The 24,794-nt window shown below is 70.3% G+C and carries 21 protein-coding genes and 1 pseudogene; 14 read left to right on the plus strand and 8 right to left on the minus strand.

What is annotated here, in order from left to right; translation table 11 throughout:
• Positions 1-70: 70 nt before the first annotated feature.
• The 5 genes from ACWDA7_RS34940 to ACWDA7_RS34960 all read right to left on the minus strand — a co-directional run bounded on the left by ACWDA7_RS34940 (position 71) and on the right by ACWDA7_RS34960 (position 2,951).
• Positions 71-217: a hypothetical protein gene (locus ACWDA7_RS34940; protein ID WP_450609681.1), complete on the minus strand. Its 147-nt coding sequence runs from the start codon at positions 215-217 to the stop codon at positions 71-73.
• Positions 218-272: 55 nt separating this feature from the next.
• The gene (locus ACWDA7_RS34945) at positions 273-608 is read right to left on the minus strand and encodes a hypothetical protein (protein ID WP_450609682.1); all 336 of its coding nucleotides are present in this window, start codon (positions 606-608) and stop codon (positions 273-275) included.
• A 102-nt stretch (positions 609-710) separates the two neighbouring features.
• Positions 711-1,385, minus strand: a complete 675-nt coding sequence (locus ACWDA7_RS34950) for an HdeD family acid-resistance protein (RefSeq protein ID WP_450609683.1) — start codon at positions 1,383-1,385, stop codon at positions 711-713.
• 219 nt (positions 1,386-1,604) lie between these two features.
• On the minus strand, positions 1,605-2,198 hold the full coding sequence (locus ACWDA7_RS34955) for an HhH-GPD-type base excision DNA repair protein (RefSeq protein ID WP_450609685.1): 594 nt from the start codon (positions 2,196-2,198) through the stop codon (positions 1,605-1,607).
• Positions 2,199-2,222: 24 nt separating this feature from the next.
• Entirely contained in the window at positions 2,223-2,951 is a 729-nt protein-coding gene (locus ACWDA7_RS34960) for a siderophore-interacting protein (protein ID WP_450609687.1), read from the minus strand.
• 72 nt (positions 2,952-3,023) lie between these two features.
• Between ACWDA7_RS34960 and ACWDA7_RS34965 the strand changes: the two genes are divergently transcribed.
• The 7 genes from ACWDA7_RS34965 (at position 3,024) to ACWDA7_RS34995 (ending at position 12,689) form a co-directional block, all read left to right on the plus strand.
• Positions 3,024-5,774, plus strand: a complete 2,751-nt coding sequence (locus ACWDA7_RS34965; protein WP_450609688.1) for a GNAT family N-acetyltransferase — start codon at positions 3,024-3,026, stop codon at positions 5,772-5,774.
• 10 nt (positions 5,775-5,784) lie between these two features.
• Complete coding sequence (locus ACWDA7_RS34970) at positions 5,785-6,264, plus strand: cupin domain-containing protein (RefSeq protein WP_450609690.1); 480 nt, start codon at positions 5,785-5,787, stop codon at positions 6,262-6,264.
• Positions 6,252-7,025, plus strand: a complete 774-nt coding sequence (locus ACWDA7_RS34975; protein ID WP_450609692.1) for an SDR family NAD(P)-dependent oxidoreductase — start codon at positions 6,252-6,254, stop codon at positions 7,023-7,025. The genes ACWDA7_RS34970 and ACWDA7_RS34975 overlap by 13 nt, the downstream gene beginning before the upstream one ends.
• Before the next feature lie 126 nt (positions 7,026-7,151).
• A complete protein-coding gene (locus ACWDA7_RS34980) occupies positions 7,152-9,107 on the plus strand; it encodes a copper resistance CopC/CopD family protein (RefSeq protein ID WP_450609694.1) in 1,956 nt (651 codons plus the stop codon).
• A 395-nt stretch (positions 9,108-9,502) separates the two neighbouring features.
• Positions 9,503-10,816, plus strand: a complete 1,314-nt coding sequence (locus ACWDA7_RS34985; protein WP_450609696.1) for an ABC transporter substrate-binding protein — start codon at positions 9,503-9,505, stop codon at positions 10,814-10,816.
• An 8-nt stretch (positions 10,817-10,824) separates the two neighbouring features.
• Positions 10,825-11,805, plus strand: coding sequence for an ABC transporter permease subunit (locus ACWDA7_RS34990; protein WP_432929842.1), 981 nt, complete (start codon positions 10,825-10,827; stop codon positions 11,803-11,805).
• Positions 11,802-12,689: a carbohydrate ABC transporter permease gene (locus tag ACWDA7_RS34995; protein ID WP_359397430.1), complete on the plus strand. Its 888-nt coding sequence runs from the start codon at positions 11,802-11,804 to the stop codon at positions 12,687-12,689. Before ACWDA7_RS34990 ends, ACWDA7_RS34995 begins: the two co-directional genes overlap by 4 nt.
• 109 nt (positions 12,690-12,798) lie before the next feature.
• Here the strand turns inward: ACWDA7_RS34995 and ACWDA7_RS35000 are convergent.
• Positions 12,799-13,149, minus strand: a pseudogene (locus tag ACWDA7_RS35000) (ATP-binding protein); the annotation flags it as partial.
• A gap of 306 nt (positions 13,150-13,455) precedes the next feature.
• Between ACWDA7_RS35000 and ACWDA7_RS35005 the strand changes: the two are divergent.
• Complete coding sequence (locus tag ACWDA7_RS35005; protein ID WP_450609713.1) at positions 13,456-14,079, plus strand: hypothetical protein; 624 nt, start codon at positions 13,456-13,458, stop codon at positions 14,077-14,079.
• A 303-nt stretch (positions 14,080-14,382) separates the two neighbouring features.
• A complete protein-coding gene (locus tag ACWDA7_RS35010; protein WP_450609711.1) occupies positions 14,383-15,810 on the plus strand; it encodes an IS1182 family transposase in 1,428 nt (475 codons plus the stop codon).
• Between the two features lie 191 nt (positions 15,811-16,001).
• Here ACWDA7_RS35010 and ACWDA7_RS35015 read toward each other — a convergent pair whose 3' ends face one another.
• Positions 16,002-17,090, minus strand: coding sequence for an aldo/keto reductase (locus ACWDA7_RS35015; RefSeq protein WP_450609699.1), 1,089 nt, complete (start codon positions 17,088-17,090; stop codon positions 16,002-16,004).
• Positions 17,091-17,241: 151 nt separating this feature from the next.
• Between ACWDA7_RS35015 and ACWDA7_RS35020 the strand changes: the two genes are divergently transcribed.
• The 4 genes from ACWDA7_RS35020 (at position 17,242) to ACWDA7_RS35035 (ending at position 21,341) form a co-directional block, all read left to right on the plus strand.
• Positions 17,242-17,853, plus strand: coding sequence for a TetR family transcriptional regulator (locus ACWDA7_RS35020; protein WP_450609701.1), 612 nt, complete (start codon positions 17,242-17,244; stop codon positions 17,851-17,853).
• Between the two features lie 287 nt (positions 17,854-18,140).
• Positions 18,141-19,829: a fibronectin type III domain-containing protein gene (locus ACWDA7_RS35025; protein WP_450609703.1), complete on the plus strand. Its 1,689-nt coding sequence runs from the start codon at positions 18,141-18,143 to the stop codon at positions 19,827-19,829.
• Between the two features lie 253 nt (positions 19,830-20,082).
• Positions 20,083-20,643 carry a hypothetical protein gene (locus tag ACWDA7_RS35030; protein WP_450609705.1) on the plus strand — a complete coding sequence of 187 codons (561 nt, stop codon included), beginning with the start codon at positions 20,083-20,085 and terminating at the stop codon, positions 20,641-20,643.
• A 101-nt stretch (positions 20,644-20,744) separates the two neighbouring features.
• Positions 20,745-21,341, plus strand: a complete 597-nt coding sequence (locus tag ACWDA7_RS35035; protein WP_450609707.1) for a TIGR03086 family metal-binding protein — start codon at positions 20,745-20,747, stop codon at positions 21,339-21,341.
• Positions 21,342-21,687: 346 nt separating this feature from the next.
• Here ACWDA7_RS35035 and ACWDA7_RS35040 read toward each other — a convergent pair whose 3' ends face one another.
• A complete protein-coding gene (locus ACWDA7_RS35040) occupies positions 21,688-23,688 on the minus strand; it encodes an Ig-like domain repeat protein (protein WP_450609708.1) in 2,001 nt (666 codons plus the stop codon).
• Between the two features lie 555 nt (positions 23,689-24,243).
• On the opposite strand from ACWDA7_RS35040, the gene ACWDA7_RS35045 reads away from it, so the two are divergent.
• Complete coding sequence (locus ACWDA7_RS35045; RefSeq protein ID WP_450609709.1) at positions 24,244-24,438, plus strand: hypothetical protein; 195 nt, start codon at positions 24,244-24,246, stop codon at positions 24,436-24,438.
• Positions 24,439-24,794 lie beyond the last annotated feature (356 nt).

Here is a 24,794-nt window from a genome sequence, read left to right on the forward strand (position 1 = left end):
TGCGGTTGCCCCCCCGCCCCCCGGGGGCGCGTCCCGCGCCGCCCGGGCCGGGGGGCCCCCGCCGGGTGTACTACTCGCTGTCCCTTTCGGGCGGGGCCGACGGCCGGGGCTCACCCCCGGCCTCGTGTTCTTGTTCGGGTTCGGGTCGCGGCTTCGTGCTGCGTGCGGCTTCGGCACGGAGCAGGCCGTGCAGGACCGCGTACGGGTCGATGAGCATGACTGTGTCCTTCGCGAGTGCCGGCAGATCTGACGTTTCGGGGGAGCCGGATCTGTCAGCAGCGCAGGACCACGGTGCGCAGGGCGCCGAGGGCGGGGGAGTGGTCCTGGAGCGTGGGGGCGGGAGGGAAGCCGCCGGCGCTGCGCGGCCTGGGGCGCGGACCCGGTCGCGGTGACGCGACGGTGCGCTGTCCCTGAGAACGCACGCCTGCGAGAGTCGAGGCGGGTACGTCGTATTTCCCGTCGCACGCCTGACCGACGGAGGCAGTGACGGAGGGGGCCGCCACCACCCCGGTGCGCGCGCCCGCCGCGAGCAGCGCGACGAGCACCACCATCACCCGTTCCCAGGCGTACCGTCGGGCGGTGTGCGGGGCATGCGGGGTGAGGCTCACGGGAGGTCATGTGCCCTCTGGGCGAGCACCCTTCATCGTGTCGGTCGCTAAACCGCTCGCTCGGCGTACCTGTCGGACGTGGACATTGACCTAGTCCGACAGTCAGACAGTACGAGGGATCTGCTTCGCTCGGCCGTGGATCCGGATCGCCGTGATGATCTCGACGATGCCGACGACGACCAGCCACCAGCCGGCGACCAGGGTGAGCACGGCGATCGACTTGAACGGCGACGTGATCAGCACGATCCCGGCGATGAAGGTGACGAGGCCGAGGAAGACCTGCCAGCCGCGCGCGGGCACCGAAGGGTCGTGGGCCGCGGCCATGGTCTGGGTGATCCCGCGGATCAGCCAGCCGATACCGATCCACAGGGCCAGCAGCAGGATCGACTCGAGGGGGCCGCGGAGGCAGAACAGGCCCAGCAGGATCGACAGGGCGCCGCTGATGAAGGCCAGGACACGCAGCGAGGTGGCCGCGTGGGTGCCGAAGGCGGACGCCAGCTGGAGCACACCGCTGATGATGAGGTAGAGGCCGAAGAGGACCCCGGCGGCGAGCAGGGACGGTCCCGGCCAGACGAGGATCAGGACTCCCAGGATCAGGGAGGCGACGCCGGTGGCCAGGACGACCTGCCAGGCGGTACGCGACAGGACGTGCAGGAACCCCTCGACGGGCTCGACGTCCTCCGCCGAACGCCTGGGCGCCCCCGCGTCACGCATGGCGTGCACACGGCGGTCGTCGAACTCGGGCCCCTGGGCGGAGCCGGTCGGTGCGTCGGGCATGGTCCATGCTTGGACCGGGCTGGGCCACCCCGCCACCCCGGACGGTCCAACCGACTGACGCCAACCGGCCCCGGTTCCACCGGTTCCCGCTCCGGTTTCGGTCCCCCGCATTGCCGACCCGGCCTGACAGCTCCGGGTCCTGCCGGCCCGGCCCGGCGGCTCCGGTTCCTACAGGCCCCCGGCCTGGGGCCCGCCCTGGCGGCCCTGTCCGCCCCGCCCCTACCGGCCCCCCGCCTTGGCGGCCTTCGCCGCTGCCTTCAGTTCCTGTTTGTGGGCGCGGACCTTCGCCAGGGACTCCGGTCCGGTGATGTCGGCGACCGAGCGGTACGACTTCGCCTCGCCGTACGCGCCTGCGGCCTCGCGCCACCCCGTGGGGTGCACGTCCAGTTGCTTGCCGAGCACGGCGAGGAAGATCTGCGCCTTCTGCTTGCCGAACCCGGGCAGATCCTCGAGCCGCTTCAGCAGTTCCCGTCCGTCGGAAACGTCCTTCCAGATGGCCTCCGCGTCCCCGTCGTAGTGCTCGACGAGGTACTGGCTCAACTGCTGGATGCGCTTGGCCATGGAGCCCGGGTAGCGGTGCACCGCGGGCTTCTCGGACAGCAGTCCGGCGAAGGCCTCCGGGTCGTGCGCCGCGATCTCGTGTGCGTCGAGGTCGTCCGCGCCGAGCCGCTGCGCGATGGTCCACGGCCCCTTGAAGGCCCACTCCATCGGAATCTGCTGGTCCAGCAGCATCCCGATCAGCGCGGCGAGCGGACTGCGCCCGAGGAGCGCGTCGGCCTCGGGGTCCTGGGCGAGGTGAAGGGAGACGTCCATGCCCCGATGATCCCGCGTGCGGGATCAGGTTGCGCGCCAGTACCCCAGAGCGTTCAGCCGCCGCCCCGGGACGCCCAGCTCCTTACGCACGTACGCGCTCAGCGTCCGGGTCGTCGCGGTGTCGCACGCGATCCACACGTACGGGTCCGGCGTCGCCGTCAGCAGCGCGGGCAGCGCCGACCTCACCTCGGCGGCCAGATGGGCGCCCGCATCCTGGCGCGGGACGGTACGCAGGTCGTGCCGGGCCGGGTCGGTGTGCACGGGCAGGCCGTTGGGATCGCCCTCGAACCAGATGGTCGCGGGGGTGTCTGCCAGCGCGTCGAGAAGGGAGTTGAGCGCGGGAAGTGAGGCCGGGTCGGCGATCGCGAAGACATGGGAGGGCGCCGGGTCGGGCCGCTGGAAGGCGGAGCCCTGGACCGTCGCCTCAATGGTGTCGCCGGGCTTCGCCGCCCGCGCCCAGTCGGCGGCACGCCCGTCATGGAGGGCGAACTCCAGGCCGAACGTGCCGGCCACGGGATCCGGGTCGATCAGGGTGTACGCCCGCTGGTGCGGCCGGCCCGCGCCCGGGAACCACAGCCGTATCCACATCGTGGGGTGAACTCCGGTCGCCGCGAGCATGCCGCCGTCGGTGAGGCGCAGGCGCCGGTAGAGCGGCGTGACGTCCTCCGTGTCCGTCACGGTGCACACGAAGTCCTTCGCGCGCAGCAGCCTGAGGACGGTGCCCTCCCAGCCGCGCCCCAGCCCCTGCCCCATCGGGTCCTCCCCTTGGCGTACGATCTCCGCGAATAAGTTAGGCAAGGCTAACCTAAAGAGAAGGTCACTGGGGTGACAACCGAGACCTACCGCGATGCCTGGGGCATCCCGCACCTGCGAGCCGGTGACGCGCTCACCCTGGCCCGCGCCCAGGGCCGGGTCACCGCTTCGGACCGGGCGTGGCAGTTGGAGGTGGAGCGGCATCGCGTGCAGGGCACCTCGGCGTCCTTCCTCGGTGCAACCGGCCTGGCCTGGGACCTTTTCGCGCGCCGCGCCCGGCTCGACGACACGGCCAGACGTTGTTTCGCGGCCCTTGAGAGACGGGACCCCGAGACCGCCGCCTGGGTGCGCGCGTACGCCGACGGGGTCAACGACGGGCTGGACGAGGGCGCCCGGCGTACCCCCGAGTTCGCCGGGACCGGTCTCGTCCCCGGCCGCTGGGAGCCCTGGCACCCCCTCGGCATCTGGCTCTCCACCCACATCCTGTTCGCCGGTTTCCCGGCCAAGCTCTGGCGCGAGGAGGCCGTAAGGCATCTCGGCGAGGACGCCATGGGCCTCTTCGCCGCCGACGGCCCCGGCACCTCGGGCAGCAACGGCTGGCTGGTGAGCGGTGAGCGCACGGTCACCGGGCAGGCCGTCATCGCAGGCGACCCCCACCGCCTCATCGAGGACCCCGGCGTCTACCAGCAGATCCGCCTCGCCTGCCCCGAGTTCGACGTCGTCGGGCTCGCCGTCCCGGGCGTGCCCGGCATCGCCCACTTCGGTCACGCGGGCCCGGTCGCCTGGGCGATCACCAACGCGATGGCCGACTACCAGGACCTGTACCGCGAGCGCCTGCGGCGGACGGCGGACGGTGGTGTCGAGGCCCTGGACCCGGACGGGCGATGGCGGGCAGTGACCCGGCTGGTGGAGACCGTCGAGGTCGCCTGGGGCGATCCCGTCGAAGTGGAGGTGATCGAGACGGAGCGCGGCCCGGTCGTCATCGGCGGCCCCGAGGCAACCGGTTCGGGGGAAACCGTTCCGGAGGAAACCGGCCCGGAGGAATCCGGATCCGAGCGAACCGGCCCCGACACGGACCTCCCCCTGGCCGTCTCCCTGCGCCATCCGCCCCGTGTCACCGAGGACCTCGGTTTCAGCGCGCTGCTCCCCCTCCTCCGCGCTCGGCGCGTCGCCGATCTGGACCGGGCGCTCGACCGGTGGGCCGAGCCCGTGAACGTGGTGCTGGCGGCTGACGTCCACGGCGGAGTGCTGCACCGTGTCGCAGGCACGGTGCCCCGGCGCGCCGCCGCCCACCGGACGCGGCTCGTTCCCGCCTGGGAGCCGGGCCACGAGTGGCGGGGACGGCACGACACCCCTTACGGAACGGTGGAGAGCGGCATCGCCGTCATGGCCAACCAGCGCGGACCGGCCGCCCCGCTCGGGGTCGAGTTCGCTCCCGGGCACCGGGCCGCCCGCATCCGCCACCTGCTGGAGCAGCGGTCCGCCTGGTCCGCCCAGGAGATGCAGGCCCTCCACATGGACACCCACCTCGGCTCCGCAGGCCCCCTGCGGGCGCGCCTCGGGGACCTCGACGGCCTCACCCCCGCGGCGGCCACTCTGCGCGACCGCCTGCTGCGCTGGGACCGGCACATGGACGCGGACAGCGAAGAGGCGGCGATGTACGCGGCGGTGCGCGGCGCGGTCGTACGGCGGCTCGCGGCGCACCCCGCCTTCGCCGGGCTCACCGCCCCACCCGCCTACCCGGAGGTCTTCCAGCCCTGGCTCGCCCTCCTCCCCCGGATCGGACTCGCCCTCGAACACCTCTTGGCCGCGGACGAGTTGTATGGCATCGACCGTGCCACGATCGTGCGGGAGGCCGCCGAGGAGGTCGCCGGGAACCCGCCGCAGGGCACCTGGGGCGACACGCACCGGCTCGCTCCCTGGCGGGCGCTCACGGGGACGCCGTACGACGAACCGGGTCTGTCCGGCGACCACGACTGCATTCTGTGCACCTCGTCGGTCCCCGGGCTGACCGATCTGAGCGCACGCGGCCCGGCGGCCCGCTACGTCTGGGACCTCGCCCGACGTGACGACAGCCTCTGGGTGGTCCCCTTCGGCGCCGATGGCGTCCCGGGCTCGCCCCATCACCGCGACCAACTCCCCTTGTGGCTGAGGGGGGATCTCGTCCCGGTCGTCACCGACTGGAACCGTCTGACCAAGGAGACACCGATGACCGCCGCGCCGAACGCCGCCGCTCGCGAAGCCGTCCACGAGCAGGTCCTCGACGACTTCGGCACCGTCCGGATCCTGCCCCTGGACCCCGAGGCCGACCTGGACGTCGTCCACGCCTGGGTGAGCGAGGAACGCGCCTCCTTCTGGGGCATGAACGGAATGACCAGGCAGCAAGTGGCCGAGATCTACGCCCATATGGCCACCCTCGACACCCACCACGCCTTCCTCGCCGTCAAGGACGGCGAACCGGCGGCACTTCTGCAGACCTACGAACCGGAGGCCGACCGGGTCGGCGAGTGCTACGCGGTCGAACCCGGAGACGTGGGAGTCCATGTCCTCCTCGCTCCGCCCGGCTCCGCGGGCCCGCGTGCCGGCTGGACGTCGGCCCTGCTGACCGTCTTCGCGTCCTACGTGCTGACCGGACTCCACCGGCAGCGGATCGTCGTCGACCCCGACGAGCGCAACGAGAAGGCGATCGCTCGCTTCCTGCGCCAGGGCTTCGAGGCCGGGCCGGTCGTCGTGCTGCCCGAGGTCGACCTGCCGGACGTGTACCTGCCCGAGAAGCGCGCCCAGCTTGCGTTCCTCACCCTGCGGGGCGCCTCCGGCAACTAGCCTGCGTGCCGTGACCCCTGACGACCTCATCGCGCACTACGGCCTGGAACCGATCCCGCGTGAGGGCGGCCGGTTCCGGCGGACCTGGGCCGGGTCGCGGCTGCCCGACGGGCGTCCGGCGGGCACCGCGATCGTCGCCCTGCTGACCGCGGAACCGGACGACTACTCGGCGCTGCACCGCCTCCCGGCGGACGAGGTCTGGCACTTCTACCTCGGCGATCCGCTGGAGCTGCTGCTCCTCGCCGAGGACGGCAGCGCCCGCACCGCCGTCCTCGGCCCCGAGGTCCTGCGCGGCCAGCACGTCCAGTTCACCGTGCCGGCCGGCACCTGGATGGGCGGACGGGTCGCCGAGGGCGGGGCGTGGACGCTGTTCGGCTGCACCATGGCACCGGGCTTCACGTACGACGGCTACGAGCACGGCGAGGCGGCCGAGTTGACCGCCCGTTATCCGGCCGAGGCGGCCCGGATCGCCGGGCTGTGCCGGTCGTGAGCGGGCTGCTGGCGGGACAGGTGGCCCTGGTAACCGGGGCGGGCGGGGGCATCGGGCGGGGGATCGCGCTGCGGTTCGCCGAGGAGGGGGCCGCGGTCGCGGTGCACTGCCGCACCTCGGTCGGGGCGGCCCACGACGTGGCGGCGCGCATCCGTGACACGGGCGGTCGTGCCGTGGTCCTGCAGGCCGATCTCACCGTCGAGGACGCATGCCGGCGACTGGTCCGCGACACGGCCGAGTGGGGCGGCGGCCGGCTGACGGCGCTGGTCAACAACGCGGGGGTGCAGCCGGTCCAGGAGCTGGCCGGGATGACGGCCGCCGACTGGCGGGCCGTGGTCGACACCAATCTGTCCGGCGTGTTCGCCTGCACCCAGGCGGCGGCAGAGGTCATGCGAACGGCGGGCGGCGGCACCGTCACCCACATCGCCTCCATCGAGGCCAGGAACCCGGCACCGCTGCACGCCCACTACTGCGCGTCCAAGGCGGCCGTCGTCATGCACGCGCGGTCGGCGGCCCTCGAGTACGGGCCGTACGGCGTCCGGGTCAACACCGTCTCGCCCGGTCTGATCGACCGCGAGGGCCTGGCGGAGGAGTGGCCGCAGGGGGTGGGCCGGTGGCAGGAGGCGGTGCCCACCGGCCGGTTGGGGCGCCCCGAGGACATCGGCGACGCCTGTGTGTTCCTGGCCTCGCCGCTCGCGTCCTGGATCACCGGCCACGATCTGGTGGTGGACGGCGGGGTGTCGGCCCGGCCGACGTGGTGACACGGCTCCCCGGCATGATGGCGTGACGCACGTACGGGCGCGCCTCGTCGCCGCCGCGCTGAGCGCACGGCGGGCCCCGTCCGTACCTAACCAGGACCCGGGACCGGCCGACACGGGAGACATGACGTGGGCGCAGAACGCGTGGGCGCAGGGCGTGCGGGAGCGGTCGCGCACGGAGGGCGGCTGCGGCACCTCGCGTTCGTGCTGCTCGTGGTGCCCCTGATGCTCCTGGCGGGCGCGGGCTCCGCCTCCGCGCACGCGGCCCTGAAGGGCACCGACCCGGCGGACGGCAGCGTGCTGAAGACGTCGCCCAGGGCCGTCACGCTCACCTTCTCCGAGTCGGTCGGCCTGCTGGACGACTCCATCCGTGTGTTCGACCCGGGAAACCGGAGGGTCCACACGGGCAAGCAGGAGCACGCCGACGGCCGGTCGGACACCGCCCGCGTCACCCTTCCCGGCCTTGCGCAGGGCACGTACATCGTGGCGTGGCGCGTGGTGTCCGCCGACAGCCACCCGGTGTCCGGCGCCCTCACCTTCTCCGTCGGCAAGCCCTCCGCGACGACCGCGGCGCTGCCGTACGACGAGGTCCAGGACACGGCCTCCGTGCGGCTCTACGACATCGCCCGCTACATCGCCTACGGCGGTCTGGCCCTGCTGCTCGGCGTGACCGTGTTCGCGATGGCGACCGGTGTGGAGCCGGCACGAGGTCTGCTCGTGGGCGGCTGGTGGACGCTGCTGGCGTCCACGCTCGCGTTGCTGGTGCTGCGGGGGCCGTACGAGCGCGGCAGCGGCCCGGCCACGGCCTTCGAACTGCCGGTCCTGCGGGAGACGTTGACGAGCCGTCCGGGTCTGGCCCTGCTCGCTCGGCTGGCGTTGCTGGGCGCGGCGGCGGTGGTCGCCGCGCGGCGGGGGCCGGCGCCCTCACGGGGCGGGAAGCGGACGGCCGACGGTCCCGGGACGGTGGGTGCCGCGGTGCTCGGCGGCCGGCTGCGGTTTGCGGTCGTGAGCCTGATGGCGCTCGCCCTCGCGCTCACCTGGGCGGTGGCCGAGCACGCCGCGGCGGGCATCCAGGTGCCGCTCGCGATGACCTCGGCCGTGCTGCACCTGCTGGCGATGGCTGTGTGGCTGGGCGGTCTGGCGGCCCTCTTCACGGCGCTGTACCGGGCCCCCGACGAACTCCCGGCCGCCGCCGTGACCCGCTTCTCACGGCTGGCCCTCGCCGCGGTCGCCGTCCTGGTCGTCACCGGTGCCTATCAGTCCTGGCGCGGCCTCGGCTCCCTCGGCGCGCTCACCTCCACGCCCTACGGCAGATTGCTGACCGTGAAGCTGGTCGCGGTCGTGCTGCTGCTCACCGCGGCGGCGTTCTCGCGCCGCTGGACGGCGCGGCTCGCGGTGCCGGCGGAGGTGACGGCGCCGGACGTGACCGTGCCGGAACGGGTGCGGGAACCGGTGGGAGCGGCGAGGGCACAGGCGGAGGCGGCCCTTGGAGACGGCGCCCCGCGGCAGCCGCGCACCGAGCCGGATGCCGCACCCGAGGACGGTGAAGAGGAGAGCGGCCGCGCGGATTCCGGGCCGGGCAGGGCGGCCGGGGGCGACCCGGCGCCGTATCGGAGAGCCCTGCGCCGCTCGGTGCTGGCGGAGATCACGATCGGGATCGTGGTGCTGGTGATCACGACCCTGCTGACGGGTACGCAGCCGGGCCGTGCGGCCGCCGAGGCGCAGGCGGCGCAGACCGCGGCCGAACAGCCCCTCGGCGCCACCACGGTGGTGCCGTTCGACGTGGGCACGCCCGGTGGGCATGGCAAGGTGCAGATCGAACTGACGCCGGGACGGGTGGGCGAGAACCAGGTCCAGGCGGTGGTCTACGGTCCCGACGGCGGTATCGCGACCGTCCCCGAACTGCGGCTGGCCTTCAAGCTGGGGGACATCGGTCCACTGGACGCCAAGGTGAGGGACCGGGGCGGCTATTGGACCGCGGACGCGCTGAACCTTCCGCTGCCGGGCACCTGGACGATGAAGGTGACGGTCCGCACGTCGGACATCGAGCAGGTCACGGTGTCGAGGACGGTACGGATCGGCTAGCCGCAGCGGGATCTGGCGAAACGTCACCCGTGACGGGTCAGCCGCGGCCGGTGCGGGAAACTGTTTGGTTCACCTGCCTCCCGGCCGGTCGCGGCTCGCGGCCCCGCCCCGGTCCGGCACCCTTCGGCGACCGCAGGGCCGCCGCTGACCTGCGGAAAAGCCATTCGAAATGCCGGGCGGACGCTGGCGTCGCATGCGCTGTGGGGGGTCCGCTCGTTAGCAGAGGCAATCGATGCGGTGTCGATTACGTTTCCAAAACGGTCGTTGTACCTCTTGACGTACACCGGACATGCGAGTGGGATGACGGCCACAATGTTCGGTCAAGTTGGTTTCTGATTGATTCTGACCCGGTCCCCAGTGCCAGTCATCGCCGACCCTGCCCTCCAGGAGCCGTCATGCACCAGACATCCTCCGGTCTCTCCCTCCCCAGCCCGAGCCGCCGTTCCCTGCTGCGCGGAGTCGGTGGAGCAGCCCTCCTCGCCGGTGCCGGCATACCCCTGCTGAGCGCCTGCGGCGGCAGCGGCGCGGCCGCCGACTCGAAGACCGTCACCGTGGGCTCCAATGCCTCGGACGCGGTGCCGAAGAAGGCCTTCGAACAGGTCTACGCGGCCTTCAAGAAGCAGTCCGGCATCACGGTCGACGTGAACACCAAGGACCACAACACCTTCCAGGAGCAGATCAACTCCTACCTGCAGGGCACGCCGGACGACGTGTTCAACTGGTTCGCCGGCTTCCGCATGCAGTTCTTCGCCGCGAAGAAGCTCGCCACCCCGATCGACGACGTGTGGCAGAAGATCGGGGACAACTTCCCCGACGCGATGAAGAAGCTGAGCAAGGGCGAGGACGGCAAGTACTACTTCGTGCCGCTGACGACGTACCCGTGGGCGGTCTTCTACCGCAAGAGCGTCTTCCAGCAGCACGGCTACCAGGTCCCCACCACCTGGGACGCGTTCGTGGCCCTGTGCAAGCAGATGAAGAAGGACGGACTGGTCCCGATCGCCTTCGGCGACAAGGACCAGTGGCCGGCGATGGGCACGTTCGACCAGATCAACTTCCGCCTCAACGGCTACGACTTCCACGTCCAGCTGATGGCGGGCAAGGCGTCCTGGACCGACGCCAAGGTGAAGGCCGTCTTCGACCATTGGACCGAGATCCTGCCCTACCACCAGGACGGCGCCCTCGGCCGCACCTGGCAGGACGCCGCGCAGACGCTGGTCGCGAAGAAGGCCGGCATGTACCTCCTGGGCAGCTTCGTGGCGCAGCAGTTCACCAACCAGGCCGACCTGGACGACCTCGACTTCTTCGCCTTCCCGGAGATCGACTCCGCGTACGGTCAGGACACCGTCGAGGCGCCGACCGACGGCTTCATGGTCAGCAAGGCCCCGAAGAACCACGACGGGGTCGTGAAGCTGATGGAGTACCTGGGCTCCCCGGAGGCCGAGCAGACCTACCTCAAGACCGACCCGAGCGTGGTGGCCGCCTCCTCCAAGGCCGACACCTCCTCGTACAGCGCGCTGCAGAAGAAGGCGTTCGACATGATCAGCGGCGCCAAGTCCCTCACCCAGTTCATGGACCGCGACAGCCGGCCGGACTTCACCTCCACGGTGATGCAGCCCGCGCTGCAGAAGTTCGTCCAGAACCCCAAGGGCGTCGACAGCCTGCTGTCCTCGATCGAGCGCCAGAAGAAGACGATCTTCGCGTCCTCGTGACCAGCGCCATGACGACCGACACGACGACGAAGAACCCGGAGGCGGCCGCCGTGCCGCCTCCGGGCGCTGCTTCCCGAACCAAGCGGGCCACCCAGAGCCACCGGCGTCTGCTGACCCGCCGTGACCGATTCACGCTTGCCTTGATGGCGGGCGTGCCCACGGTCCTGCACGTGGCCCTGGTCTGGGTCACCGCCCTCGCCTCCATCGCGCTGGCCTTCACCACCTGGGACGGCATCGGGTTCGACTCGATCAAGTGGGTGGGCCTGGAGAACTTCAAGCAACTGTTCTCCGACAACCCGCAGTTCTGGCCCGCCGTCGAGCACAACGTCATCTGGTTCGTGGTGCTCATCCTGATCCCGACCCCGCTCGGCCTGTTCCTGGCCGTGCAGTTGGACAAGAAGATCCGGTTCAGCCGTGTCTACCAGACCGCGTTCTTCCTGCCGGTCGTCATCTCGATGGCCTGCATCGGGTTCGTCTGGCAGCTCGTGTACAACCCCGACACGGGTCTGATCAACAGCATCATCGGGGCCAACAAGCCCGGCCACTACATCGACTGGATCGGCGACCCCAAGCTCAACCTGTGGGCCGTGCTCATCGCCGCGTCCTGGCGGCACACCGGCTACATGATGATCCTGTACCTGGCCGGCCTGAAGAGCGTCGACCCGTCGCTGCGGGAGGCCTCCGCGCTGGACGGCGCGAACGAGTGGCAGACGTTCAAGAACGTCATCTTCCCCACCCTGAGGCCGACCAACACGGTCGTCCTCGTCGTCACCATCATCGAGGCGCTGCGCGCCTTCGACCTCGTCTTCGTCTTCAACAAGGGCGCCCAGGGCACGGAGTTGCTGTCCATCCTGGTGACGAACAACATCATCGGGGAGTCCAGCCGCATCGGTTACGGCTCGGCGATCGCCGTGGTCCTGCTGGTGATCTCCCTCGCGGTCATCATCCCCTACCTGGTGGCCACCTTCCGGAAGGAGCGGCGATCGTGAGCGCCTCCACCGCCGCACTCAAGCGGCGCGCCCCGGTGCGGCCGGCCCGGATCCTGCTGCACGTCTTCCTCGCCGGCGCCGCCCTGGCCTGGCTGGCGCCCCTGCTGTGGGCGATCTTCTCGGCCCTGCGCCCGTACAGCGAGACCAGCAACAAGGGTTATGTGTCCTGGCCGGACAAGCTGAGTCTGGAAAACTTCACCAACGCGTTCACGCAGTCGGACATGCTGCACTACTTCGGCAACACGCTGATCATCGCCGTCCCGGCCGTGCTGCTGACGCTGTTCCTGTCCTCCTGCGTCGCCTTCTACGTCGCGCGCTTCGACTTCCGCCTCAACCTCGCGCTGCTGCTGGTCTTCACGGCGGGCAACCTCCTCCCGCAGCAGGTCATCATCACCCCGCTGTACCGGCTGTACCTGCTCACCGACCTCCCGGGCATCACCCCGAGCGGCAAGCTGTACGACTCCGCGCTCGGCCTGGTCCTCATCCATGTGGCGTTCCAGTCCGGTTTCTGCGCGTTCGTGCTGAGCAACTACATGCGCTCCCTGCCGCACGAACTGACGGAGGCGGCGCTGGTGGACGGTGCCTCGGTGTGGCGGCTGTACTGGCAGATCACTCTGCCGCTGTGCAAGCCGGCGATGGCGGCGTTGGCGACCCTGCTGTCGATCTGGATCTACAACGACTTCTTCTGGGCCCTCGTGCTGATCTCCACCGGTGAGAACATGCCGATCACGTCGGCGCTGAACAACCTCTCCGGCCAGTACTTCACGGACCCCAACCTGGTCGCCGCCGGGGCTCTGCTCACCGCGATCCCCACGCTGGTCGTGTACTTCGTGCTCCAGCGCCAGTTCGTCAGCGGGCTGACCCTGGGCTCCAACAAGGGCTGACCGGCAGGACGGTTCGCGACCGCGCCCGCCCGGCCATGGACAGTGGCGGGCGCGGGACGGCATGTGCCGAGGCCGCCGGCGGCCGGATGGTCTCCGGCGGCCGGCACGCTCAGAGGGTGGCCTCACCGAACTGCTCCAGGAGAACGTCGACCGGTGTGAGGGTCGGGACGGCGAACGGGCCTTCGGCCAGGGTCTGTTCCGCCCAGATGACCTTTCCGTCGGGTGTGTACCGCTTTCCCCACCGCTGTGCGAACTGCGACACGAGGAACAGCCCACGCCCGCCCTCGTCCGTGGCCGCCGCCCGGCGCAGGCGCGGCGAGGTGCTGCTGCCGTCCGACACCTCGCAGATCAGACAGTGCCCCTTCAGCAGCCGTACCCCGACCGGCGGAGATCCGTACCGGATCGCGTTCGTCACCAGTTCGCTCAGGATGAGTTCCGTGGTGAACGCCATCTCCTCCAGCTCCCCGGGGGCGGCCGTGCTCGCCGTGGCGGGGGCGCTGCGGGGCGGCGCGGGAGCCGTGCGGTATGTGGGGCCCGTCGGGGACGCGGTGATCTCCCGTTTCCCGGAGACCCTGGTCCAACGTGGGCCGCTTGTTCACCGCCACCAAGCGGTCCCCGGCCAGATGCACCTCGTCGGTCGCCGTTCCCGGCGACGCGAGCATGCGCGTGATCTCCTTCGGAAGTCCCAGCTCGTGCACCGGACGCCCCAGCTCGCCCTGGGGCAGAGCCAGCAGTCGCTTCGCCTCTTCTCCGACTCGACTGTGCGGTGCGCCCGTACCCCGAGGGCACCACACGTCCCGACCGGCCCGCGGGCCTGGCCGCACGGCAGGATGGCGACCACGCGGTGCTGTCCTGGCAGCCCGTCCCCGGCGCCACCGGGTACCGCGTCTACCGGAACTGGGTGGACGCCGCCCACCCCGGCACCCCGGTCCAGGACCAGCCCGTGACGGGCACCACGGTGACCGACGCCAGCGCGCCCGGCCCCGGCTTCGGCACCTACTACGCGGTGGTGGCCGTGGACGCCGCCGGGGTGCGCTCCGAGGCGGCGGTGCTGCCGTGGACGGGCGACGGCTACGGCACCTCCATGACCCTGGCCGCGAGCAGCTCCACGGACGGCGTGCTGCTCACCTGGTCCTGGTCCTGCCGGTTCGACTCGTGCCCGGCCCCGTCCTCGGTCACGGTCGAGCGCTGGAACCCCGCCACCCAGGTGTGGGACGAGCTGACGTCGACCCTGCCCGGCACCGAGGTGTCCTACCTGGACACCGCCGCACCGGCCGGGGCGACCTCGTACTACCGGGTGGAGGTGTACGGCGAGGAGAACGGCGCGACATCCCGGATCGGCGACGCGGCGGTTCCCGCCACCCGCCCCGCGGCGCCCACCTCGGGCTGACGTCCTCACCACGCATCAGCCCCCCCGCCCCGTGGCACAGGTGGGCGGCGGGGCACAAGGCACGACACGACGAGGGCCCCGGCCCATCATCGGCCGGGGCCCTCGTTTGCCCTGCTGGGCGGCGCGGAGGAGGTCAGAGCACGGAGTAGCCGCCGTCGACGGCTAGGAGCGTGTCTCAGTAACCGGTAGCCCGCTTGCAGTTCGTGATCATTCATGCGGGATGATCAGGGTATGCGTGGTGGGGATGGGTTGTTCGAGGTCGAGCCGGGTGAGAAGAAGCAGCCGCAGGGTCGTCCGGCGGCGGTGGACAAGACATTCCGGGCGTTCGACCCGCACCAGGTCTTGCTGCTGCCGCCGTCGCTGGACGATTGGCTGCCCGAGGACCATCTGGCCCGGTTCGTCGCGGACCTGGTCGATGAGGTACTCGACCTGTCGCCAATCCTGGCCGACTACACCGAAAAGCGCGGCTACCCGCCCTACGACCCGCGGCTGATGGTGCGGCTGCTGATCTACGGGTACACCACCGGGGTGCGCTCCTCGCGGGCGATTACGCGTAAGTGTGTCGATGACGTCGCGTTCCGGTTCCTGGCCGCCGACCAGGCCCCCGACTTCCGCTCGATCGCCCGGTTCCGCCGCCGCCACCTTCACGCGCTCGCCGGCCTCTTCCTGCAGTCGCTGCACCTGGCGCAGAAACTAGGCATGGTCAAGATGGGCCGCGTCGCGCTGGACGGCACCAAGCTGGAGGCCAGCGCCTCCAAGCACAAGGCGATGAGCTACAGCCGCCTGATCGGCAAGGAAGAGCAGATCGAAGCCGAGATCGCCGCCCTGGAGGCCACGGCCCGGTCCCTGCTGGACGACGCCGAAGCAGTCGATACCGCCGAAGATGCCCGGTTCGGCGTGGACGGCAAGGAGGCCGACCTGCCCGCCGAACTGGACCGCCGCGAAAAGCGCCTGGCCAGGCTGCAGGCCGCCCGCGCACAGATCGAGGCCGAGGCCGCCGAGAAGGCGCGCAAGCAAGCGGAGGACAAAGAACGACGCCGCCAGGACCGCGCCGGTGCCAGCGACGAGCAGGCCGTCACCGACGCGGGCGAGCAGGCCGCCGCGAAGGCCCGGCCCAAGCCGAAGGCACAAGCCAACTTCACCGACCCCGACTCGCGGATCATGAAGAACAGCGACGGCGCCTACATCCAGGCCTACAACGCCCAGGCCGTCGTCGACGAAAAGCACCAGGTCATCACGGCCGCCGACATCACCACCAACGCCTCGGACGCGCTGAACTACACCCCGATGCTCGACCAGTCGGCGACCAACACCGGCGCTCACCCCAAGCAGGCCCTCGTCGACGCCGGCTACTGCTCCGAGACCAACCTCGAAGCCGCACGGGACCGCCAACTGTCCTGCGGAACCGACACGTTCATGGCCACCGGGCGCCTGGCCCACGACGAGCAGGTCCCACCCGCACCCCGCGGACGCATCCCCAAGAACGCGACGCTCAAGGAGCGCATGGCTCGCAAACTGCGGACCAACCCCGGCAAGGCCGCCTACAGCCGCCGCAAGGCCATCGTCGAGCCCGTCTTCGGACAGATCATGACCTGCCAGAACGGCCGCCAACTCCTCCTCCGGGGCGAAGACGGCGCCCGCGCGGAGTGGCGCCTGCTCGCCAGCTGTCACAACCTCCGCAAGATCTTCCGACACATCGGAACCGCCGGGCTCGCCGCCCTGGCCAGCTGACCGGCCGGGCCTTCCCGGCCACGTCACAGGCCCACCCGCCGGACACCTGACGGACAGGACACCCGCCAAAGCCTCACAGATGCCGACGGCCGACGGCCGCGATCGACTTACCGATCACGGCCGGCAGGCCCGCTTGCTCGTTACCGAGACACGCTCCTAGGGCGATGCCCGTGACAAAGCCCGTCTCCGGGTCAGTAGCGAGTGGGACTGGCCTGCAGCAGCGGGGAGACGATCGACGGGGTGCCGTCGACGGTGGCGCCGGCGAATTGGAGCATCCGCGCCAGGGTCCGGTTGTTCTCCGCGGGGAAGTCGAGGGTGGGCGCGGACACCGCGTCGAGCGCGGTGCGCTGGGCATCGGTGAAGGTGACGTCGAGCGCGGCGAGGTTCGCCTCGAACTGGTCGAGACGGCGGGCACCGAGGAGCGTGGACGTGATCGGGGTGCGGCTCTGCACCCAGGCCAGCGCCGTCGCGGCGGAGGTGGCTCCGATCTCGCGGGCGACATCGTTGAGCGCATCGATGACGACGTAGTCGCTCTGGCTGGGCTCACCGACCAGATGCGCGCGGAGGGTGTCCACGCGGCCGGTCGTGGCACTGGAGTACTTGCCGGACAGGAATCCGCCCTTCAGCGGGCTCCAGGCCAGCACTCCCATGCCCATCGCCTCGGCCATGGGCAGCAGTTCGCCCTCGGCGGTCCGCTCGAGCAGGGAGTGCTCCAGTTGCAGCGCGGTGATCGGGGCCCAGCCGCGGAACCGGGCGATGGTGGCCGCTTCGGCGGTCGCCCAGGCCGGCACATCGGAGAAGCCGACGTAGCGGATCTTGCCGTCGCGGACCAGGTCGTCCAGGGTGCGCAGGGTCTCCTCGACGGGGGTGGCCGGGTCGAAGTTGTGCAGCCAGTACAGGTCGACGTAGTCGGTCTGCAGACGGCGCAGCGAGTTCTCCAGCTGCTGCACGATCGCCTTGCGGCCGGGTCCGCCGCCGTTCGGGTCGTTCTCGTAGAGGTTGGCGAAGAACTTGGTGCCGATCACCACGCGGTCGCGCAGCTGGGGACGGCGCGCGAAATAGTCTCCGATGATCTTCTCGGAGTGTCCGTTGGTGTAGATGTTGGCGGTGTCGATCGAGTTGCCGCCGCGCTCGAGGTAGGCCGTCAGGATGGCGTTCGATTCCTCCGGACCGGCGCCCCAGCCGTGGTCCTCCCCGAACGTCATCGTGCCGAGGGTGAACGGGCTGACCCGCAGCCCGGAGCGGCCGAGACTGACGTAGGAACTCAAAGACGTGCTCATGCGGTGCTTCCTCTGGATGTGTTGCCACTTGTGATGGGTCCGGTCCGGTCAGCTGCCGTGCCAATTTCCCAAACCAAACGGTTCGGTTTGGAACGTACTCCGGGTCGGATCCGAGGTCAAACCGAACAGTTTGGTTTGATACTCTGGGATCATGACCGCTCCCAGCCCCGCAGACTCCACGCGCGCACGCATCGCCGCCGCGGCGAAGACCGAGTTCTCCCGGTACGGGATCGCCGGGGCACGCGTGGACCGGATCGCCAAGGAAGCCAGGACCAGCAAGGAACGCGTCTACGCGTACTTCCGCAGCAAAGAGGCGCTCTACACCTTCATCGCAGGCCGGGAACTACTGGCGGTGATCGAGGCGACGCCCATGGACCCCACCGACCTGCCCGAGTACGCCGGCCGGCTCTTCGACTACTTCAACACCAACCCCGAGCACTTTCGGCTGCTCAGCTGGGGCCGCTTGGAACGCGCAACCTTCCTCGCCGAACTGGAGGACGCCTATCAGGCGGCGATCCTTCACAAGGTCGAGCAGATCCGCGCAGGGCAGCAGGACGGGTATCTGGACCCGACGTGGGATCCGATCGACGTCCTCGCCCTCGTCAACCAGATCGCCAGCTCTTGGGTCGCTCAGGAAGAGCTGGCCCGGCTGGCCGCCGAGCAGGCCCTCGACCCCGACACGGCGGCCCGTAGGGCGGTCGTCGTCAACGCGGTCCAACGCCTTTTCCCCGCCGCCGCGGACGCGAGGGACGCCACCGCCTGACGTTCGCGTAGCTGTGGACGATCCGGGCTGGGGCGCCCGTGTCATCGACCGACGTACCCAGGGCCTGTTGCGAAAGTGGACCTCGGTCGGACTCACCAGTCGCGAGTGGCGATCAGTTCTTCGACGTCCGCGTCCGGGAATCCGTAAGCCGAGGCCTGCCGTCCGCACGGACGCCCGGCGTAAAGCCCTGGTCGTCGGACCGTAAAGATCGGTACAACCTCTTCCCGGCCTCGCGTGTCGTGATCACGAACGCTCTTCTCCGCGTCCTGATCCGATCAGAGGACCGAATGAACTCAGCCAGACGACGCACGACCTCCGCGGCCGCCGGCGCCGTCGTGCTCGCCACCGCGGGCGGTCTGCTCACCGCGCTCGCCACGCCCGCCTCAGCAGCCGTCAGCTGCACTTCCCCTGTCTACAAGCGGCAGTTCTTCGCGAACACCACGTTCTCGGGCACACCGAAGAAGACCGACTGCGACTCCACGATCAGCGAGAACTGGCGAACGGGCGCACCTGCTTCGGGCCTGCCGTCCAACAACTTCTCCGTCCGCTGGACACTGACGCGCGACTTCGGCTCCGGCGGTCCCTTCGCCCTCACCGCGTCGGCCCAGGACGGCATCCGCGTCTACCTCGACAGCACCCGCAAGATCGACCTGTGGAAGAACGTCTCGTCGACGGTCTCCAAGACCGTCAACCTGACCATCCCCTCCGGCAAGCACACCCTCCGCGTCGACTACGTCAACTGGACCGGGGCGGCGAACGTCAAGTTCGCCTACTCGCCCCGCACTTCCGCGACCGTCGACAAGGTCAGGCCGCTCACCCCGACCGGGACCTCCGTGTCGTACGACAAAGCGACGGCGAAGGCCAAGCTCGCCTGGTCCAAGAACAAGGAGATGGACCTGGCGGGTTACCGGGTCTACCGGCGCCCGAAGGGCAGCGCCGACTGGACGAGGCTGGCGACCACCACCACCACGTCGTACACGGACGCGACCCTGCCGGTGACCGGCGCGGCGTACTACTACGAGATTCGCGCCTACGACAAGGCGGGCAACGAGTCGACGGGCACCGCCGATCAGGCGGTCACGACCGTCGACCGCACCGCGCCGCCCGCGCCGACCGGACTGAGCATCGCCCGGGAACCGGAAGATCTGCGGGTCCGGTGGAGCGCGGTCGAAGGAGCGGCGTCGTACCGGGTGTACCGGGCGACCAGCGCGGACGGGACCTACACCGGCATCGGCGCTACCGCCCAGGTCTCGTACGTGGACGCCTCGGCCGCCGAGGGCACCACCTACTACTACCGGGTGACGGCTCTCGATGCCGCGGGCAACGAGTCGGCGCGGTCTGTCGCCGCCAGCGGCACGCTCTGGGACCTCACCCCGCCCTCCGCCGTCACCGGGGTGACCGTCACTCCGACTGAGTACGGCTTCGAGGTGCACTGGGACGCCAACCCGACCGCCGACCTGGCGAGGTACGTGGTCCGACGGGGCGAGCTGTGGGGGGACGAGGAGGAGCAGGTGTGCTCCCTCTACCCCGGCTATTACGTGTCGGCCGACACCACCTCGTACGCGTACACCACCCTCCCGGACGGCGAGGAATCCTGCTTCATCGTCGACGCCGTCGACGACGCGTGGAACTCTTCCTTCGACTCGACCGGCGAGGCGCAGGTCGTGACCGCGACCGAGCTCGACATGACGCCGAGCGTGGCGACGCCGGAGGGCTCGCCGATAGAGCTGACGGCCACCTCGGAAGAGGCGGGCGTCGAGCTGTCCTGGTCTCCGGTGACCGATGCCACCGGCTACCAGGTCTACCGCTGGAACCCGGACGCCAAGGCGTACGAGGAGCTGGCGGCCCCGACGGGGACCTCCTACGAGGACACCGGCGCCGCCAAGGGCACCACTCACTTCTACTGGGTGACCGCCCAGTACACGGACGGCACCGAGTCCGCGCCCGGCGCCGACGGGGTGGCCCTGGCGCCCTGAGCACAAGGAAGGGGCCCGGACGAGTCTCCGGGCCCCTTCCACGACGGGGTCCCGCTGCCCGAGCGGAGCCGAGCGCTCGGACGTTGCGGGCTCAGGACACCGAGGGCGTGATCGGGAAGAGACGGCCCGACCGGTGGCCCGCGCGGCCGACCGGGTGCGAGCCTCCGGGCGAGGCGCCGGGCCCGTACGGCATGGTGATCAGAGCCGTGGCGGCCCGCGGCGGAAGCTGATGCCTCTCCCTGCAGGAGAGCCCGTGAGTGATCCCAGCCCCCGAGTGACCCCGAGGCCGGTATCCGTCACAGCAGACGATGACGTTCCCGGCCCCGGGGTCATCGGCATCGGACTCGCCGCGGTGCTGACCTTCGCCCTCGCCCAGGGCTCGTGGCAGTGGTTCGCCACGTTCATCGGGGTGACGCTCCTCGCGGTGATGCTCGCCTTCCAGCGACGGGCGGCGTGGACGCCGGACATTCGCTCGGCGTACATGCGCGGCCTGGTCGCGTATGCGCTGGTCGTCGGCCTGTGTGTCGCGATTGCACTCGCTCCCTTGCTGCAACGGCGGGCCTGGCTGTTCCCGATGCCGGGCACGCGCAGCGAGTGCGACCTGATGGGCAGGTACGAGGCCCTGCAGGTGAAGGCCGCGCTGGGGAACCTGGCCGGCAGTGACGGCGCCGCCCTGGCGTTCGTGCAGGGGACCCAGGCCCGCAAGGCAGTCGCCGAGTGCCTTGCGGCCACGACGACTCTGTGGCTGCCCTTGTACGGGGTCGGGTCCGGCGGGGCCGGTGCGTGGTCGCGCCGGAACGCGGCCGCGGTGTGAGGGTTGAGGACGCCCCTCTGTCGCGTTCGTTCAAGACTCGTCATCGTCGTCCTGCCCACTGTGTTCCGACGCGAGGCGGGAAAGAGACGAGAAGGGATGGCATGGAGCTGAGATCTGTGATGACCCGGGCCTCGGAGGCGGCCGTGGACATCGTGTGCGGAATCGGACCGGACCAGCGCGATGGGCGGACACCGTGCCCGGAGCTGAAGGTCGGGGCGCTGGTGAATCACCTGATCTTCCTGACGGGTGTGCGGGGGTACGCCGCGGGACTCAAGCAGCCGCCGCAGGACCGGCCGGGTCAGGTGGCGGAAGGCCATGACTTCACCGCGGAGGCGGGGTGGGCCGAGGCGTATGCCGCCCGGTCGGCGGCGACGGCCGCCGTGTGGAGCGATCCCCAGGCATGGGACGGCGAGACGGCGATGACAGGGAGCAGCCGGATGCCGGCCCGCTTCATCGGCGGGATCGTGCTGGGGGAATGGCTGCTGCACGGCTGGGACCTGGCGGTGGCCACCGGGCAGAAGCTGAACGTGGACGACGAACTCGCGGCCGCGCTGTACGAGGACATCACCGAAAAGGCCGATATGGCCAGGCAGTACGGGGTGTACGGCCCCGAGGTCACCGTGTCGCCGACCGTGCCGCTGTTTGATCGCGCTCTGGGCCTGGCGGGCCGCGACCCGTCGTGGAAGCGCCAAGCCTGACCTCAGGGATCGGGAGCCCGGGGAGTCGCGCGGATGGGAGGCCCCGTACATGCGTGTGACGGGGACCATGTTCCAAAAGGCCGCCCAACAAGTCGGAGATGCCCTCGGGGAACCACCCGGAGAGAGCCGAAAAGCCGACTGAGACGGAAACTGAGAGGGATGAACGCCAAAGGGCCGGACCACTTTCGTGGTCCGGCCCTCTGAACTGTGAGACCGGAAGTGAGACCACGACCGGTGCCGCCGCGAGGGCGCACTCTGGCATGTCGAGCAGCACTTGGCGGAACTCGGCCTCGGCCCCCGCCCGGCACAGCATGTGTCCGGGGAGGGGCCGAAGCCGAGCGGAGCGTCAGCTGGTGAAGATGAAGTACTTCCAGCCGCCGTACGTCGTCGTGTTCACGTTGTCGCCCGACGACGTGTCGATGTAGGACGACCGGATCCGGAACCGCACGCCCTTCGGCGGGGTGCCCGTGAGGACCACCGCGTCGTTGCCGTGGGTGGAGAGCGCGAAGTACTCCGTGTCCGTGGTCCTCCAGGCGCCGTTCACGTACGCCTGGACCTGCAGCTGGTACTTGCGGTGCGGGTACGCCGTCATCGTCGTGTTGAAGACGGGGTCCTTGGACTGGTGGAAGTAGCGGTACGTCTGGCTCCAGGCGTACTTGCTCGTGTAGTAGCCGCTGAGCGACGTCGAAACCTGGACCTTGGTGCCCACCGTGCTGGTCGTCGTTTTCGGCGCGTACCGGGTGTCGCCCGTGGACTTCGCCGTGACCTTGGTGTCGCGGGTCAGGCGGAGGGTGACGGACAGGTTTCCGTGGGAGTCGACCGTGCCGGTCTTGACCCGGGTGTTCGGCTTGTCCGAGCCGTACGGATCGGCCCAGATCTCGACCGTGCGGTTCTTGTAGGTCGTACCGAGGTGCGCCGTGAACGTCACGTTGCTGCCGTACGCGTACACCTTGCCGTTGTTGGTGAGCGTCAGCGTGGTCGCGGTGCGGGCGACGTTCACCAGGGCCGTGGCCGTGGAGCCCGCGTGGTCGGCGTCGCCCGCGTACGAGACGCCGTAGGTCACCTTGCCGCCCGCCGGCGGGGTGTCGGTGAAGGAGTACGAACCGTCGGACCCGACCGTCGCCGTGCCGACCGCCTTGCCGTTCGGCGACTCGTCGTCGGTGCGGATGACGGACACCGTCGTTCCGGCCGGGAACGGCGCGGAGGACGTCAGCTTGCCCGTCAGGGTGAGGGCCGTGCCGCGGGTGCCCGTGACCGGGGCGCTCGCCGTCAGCGTGGTGGCCGTCTTGGTCGGGTCGTCGAAGACGCGCAGCGAGTAGACGTTCGCGTCGTTGTACGACACCGCGAACAGCTTGCCGGCGTCCGGTGCCCAGGCGAGGCCGCGCGCGGCCAGGGTGTCGGAGCCGCTGCTGGTACCGGTGTTGGGGAAGTCGTACTGCCGCACGGGCGTTGCGACGCCCGGCTTGAAGACGTGGACGTCCGGGTCGTACCAGGAGAAGGTGCCCGCGGCGACCGTGCCGTCCGGGGCGATGTCCACCGCGTTCGGGTAGGAGTTGGTCTGGTACTCGCCGTCGGCCGACAGGTCCGAGAGCTTGTACACCGCCTGGTAGTACGGGGAGCCGCTGGCCGTGACGACGTCCTTGCCGTCGGGGGTGACCGCGAGGTCCGCCAGGTTGCCTCCGCCGGTGTTGCCCGGGTTGAAGGCGTACGCGGTGCGACTCGCCGTTCCCGACGAGACGTCGTACACCGCGAGTTCGACCGGACTCTGGCCGGGCGCGCCCGCGACAAGCGTGCCGGGGGCGCCGGCGGAGGCATCCAGGATCGGGGCGTCGTACCAGGTGCGGCTGGTGTCCTGGCCGACGGCCACGACGGGGTCGGTGCCGCTCAGGTCGAGCGAGCCGATGTTGCCGTTGCCGGACGCGCCGTACGAGAACCAGAGCTTGCCGCCCGCGAGGGCCACGGACTCCGGGTCGATGCCGGCGCCGGTCGCATAACGCTTGGCCTCGGTGACGGTGGCCGTGTCGATGGCGACGACCGCGTCGGCGCCCGGCACGGCCGCGTAGAGGGTGCTGGAGTCGGCGGACAGTTCGAGGCCGTTGGCGCCGGGCAGCGAGTCGACGGTGCCGACGACCGTACCCGCGTAGTTCGTGGCAACGACCTTGCCGCTGGTCGGGTCGCTGATGAAGACCCGCTGGTGGACGCCGTCCACCACCATGTCGTCGGCCGACTTGACCGGCAGGAGCGTGCTGCTGTCGGCCAGCGCGGGCGCGGCCGATCCGACCGCGAGGGCGGCCGAGGAGAAGAGGACCGCGAGCGCCGTCGCGGCAGGGAGAGTGCGTATACGCACGGTGGTTTCGAACCCCCTGGAACGAAAAGAAAGGGAGCGGCGTCTGCGCCGTGAAAGCGTGTGAGGGGCGGCCGCAGCCTATGTGATACATGTGATAGGCGGGGTAAAGAATTCGTGTACATGACCTGGTGAGGACCGTTCGAGGGGCGGTCCGGGCCCTGCCGGGCGGCCGGCCTCGTCGCCATGGCGGGGGGTACCGCTCAGCGCACGATGCCCCCAGGCGTACCTCCCCTGGAGGGCAGGCGGCCCGACCCACGTCCGGGCGTGGCTTTCTCTGGCGCCGTGCGGGTTTCAAGCGTCACGGGTGACCATCCGTAGCCATGGGGTCGACACATCTGTGCGGTGGTGACCTCGCGAGCGTTACAGATGGTCCGCGAAGCCCCCCGCACACCTGGGCGTGAAGGGCCCGGCTACGGGCAGGTGAGGAACGTGTCATGTGAGGTGGATGAGCTTGTCGCGCAGGTCCGACATGCTCTGAACCAGGCGGGATTTGAGGCAGTTGGCGGAGTACATCGTCGGATGCCCGGTCTCCAGGTCAGTGGGACCCCTGCCGGCGTGCTGGTCGCCTGGGCGACGTCCGACGGATTCGCTGCGCTGGCTGCCGGCCAGCCTGGCGGTGATTGCAGGGACGGCATGCGGGCTGCGGTGCAGGCTGCCCTCTCGGGTTTGATGACCGCCCTGGGATACACGGTCATGGGGAGACCCAACGGCGACATCATCGTCCTGGTGAAAGACGGCGATGCCGGCTAGACGGGCATAGCAGCCGACATACCCAGTTGAGCGAAAGGCGCTGATACGGCGCCTCCACACCCGGCCGCACGCCCGCGGGGTCCCGGGGATGGCTCCCGCATCGGTGAGAGGTCATTTCGTTGTCTGTTCGTGCTTGATCCGCCGTCAGGCGGGACTGGATGCTGGGCTGCCCCCTCCACATCTTCCCATTCGTATCTCGAAGATGGGCCTGCCCCATGCGTACCCTCATCCGCGCCGGCGCGCTGACCGCCGGCGTTTCGACCGTGCTGCTCCTTGCGCCGGCCGCGCACGCCACCGCTCCCGGTGACAACGGCACCGTGAAGATCCACGACGCCAAGACCGGCGAGGAGTTGCGC

This window comes from Streptomyces sp. NPDC001156, from assembly GCF_053598275.1.

Coding starts and splice junctions, on each gene's coding strand:
- ACWDA7_RS34940 (WP_450609681.1), bottom strand. CDS start 217: ATGCTCATCGACCCGTACGCGGTCCTGCACGGCCTGCTCCGTGCCGAA.
- ACWDA7_RS34950 (WP_450609683.1), bottom strand. CDS start 1,385: ATGCCCGACGCACCGACCGGCTCCGCCCAGGGGCCCGAGTTCGACGAC.
- ACWDA7_RS34955 (WP_450609685.1), bottom strand. CDS start 2,198: ATGGACGTCTCCCTTCACCTCGCCCAGGACCCCGAGGCCGACGCGCTC.
- ACWDA7_RS34960 (WP_450609687.1), bottom strand. CDS start 2,951: ATGGGGCAGGGGCTGGGGCGCGGCTGGGAGGGCACCGTCCTCAGGCTG.
- ACWDA7_RS34985 (WP_450609696.1), top strand. CDS start 9,503: ATGCACCAGACATCCTCCGGTCTCTCCCTCCCCAGCCCGAGCCGCCGT.
- ACWDA7_RS34990 (WP_432929842.1), top strand. CDS start 10,825: ATGACGACCGACACGACGACGAAGAACCCGGAGGCGGCCGCCGTGCCG.
- ACWDA7_RS35015 (WP_450609699.1), bottom strand. CDS start 17,090: ATGAGCACGTCTTTGAGTTCCTACGTCAGTCTCGGCCGCTCCGGGCTG.
- ACWDA7_RS35020 (WP_450609701.1), top strand. CDS start 17,242: ATGACCGCTCCCAGCCCCGCAGACTCCACGCGCGCACGCATCGCCGCC.
- ACWDA7_RS35025 (WP_450609703.1), top strand. CDS start 18,141: ATGAACTCAGCCAGACGACGCACGACCTCCGCGGCCGCCGGCGCCGTC.
- ACWDA7_RS35035 (WP_450609707.1), top strand. CDS start 20,745: ATGGAGCTGAGATCTGTGATGACCCGGGCCTCGGAGGCGGCCGTGGAC.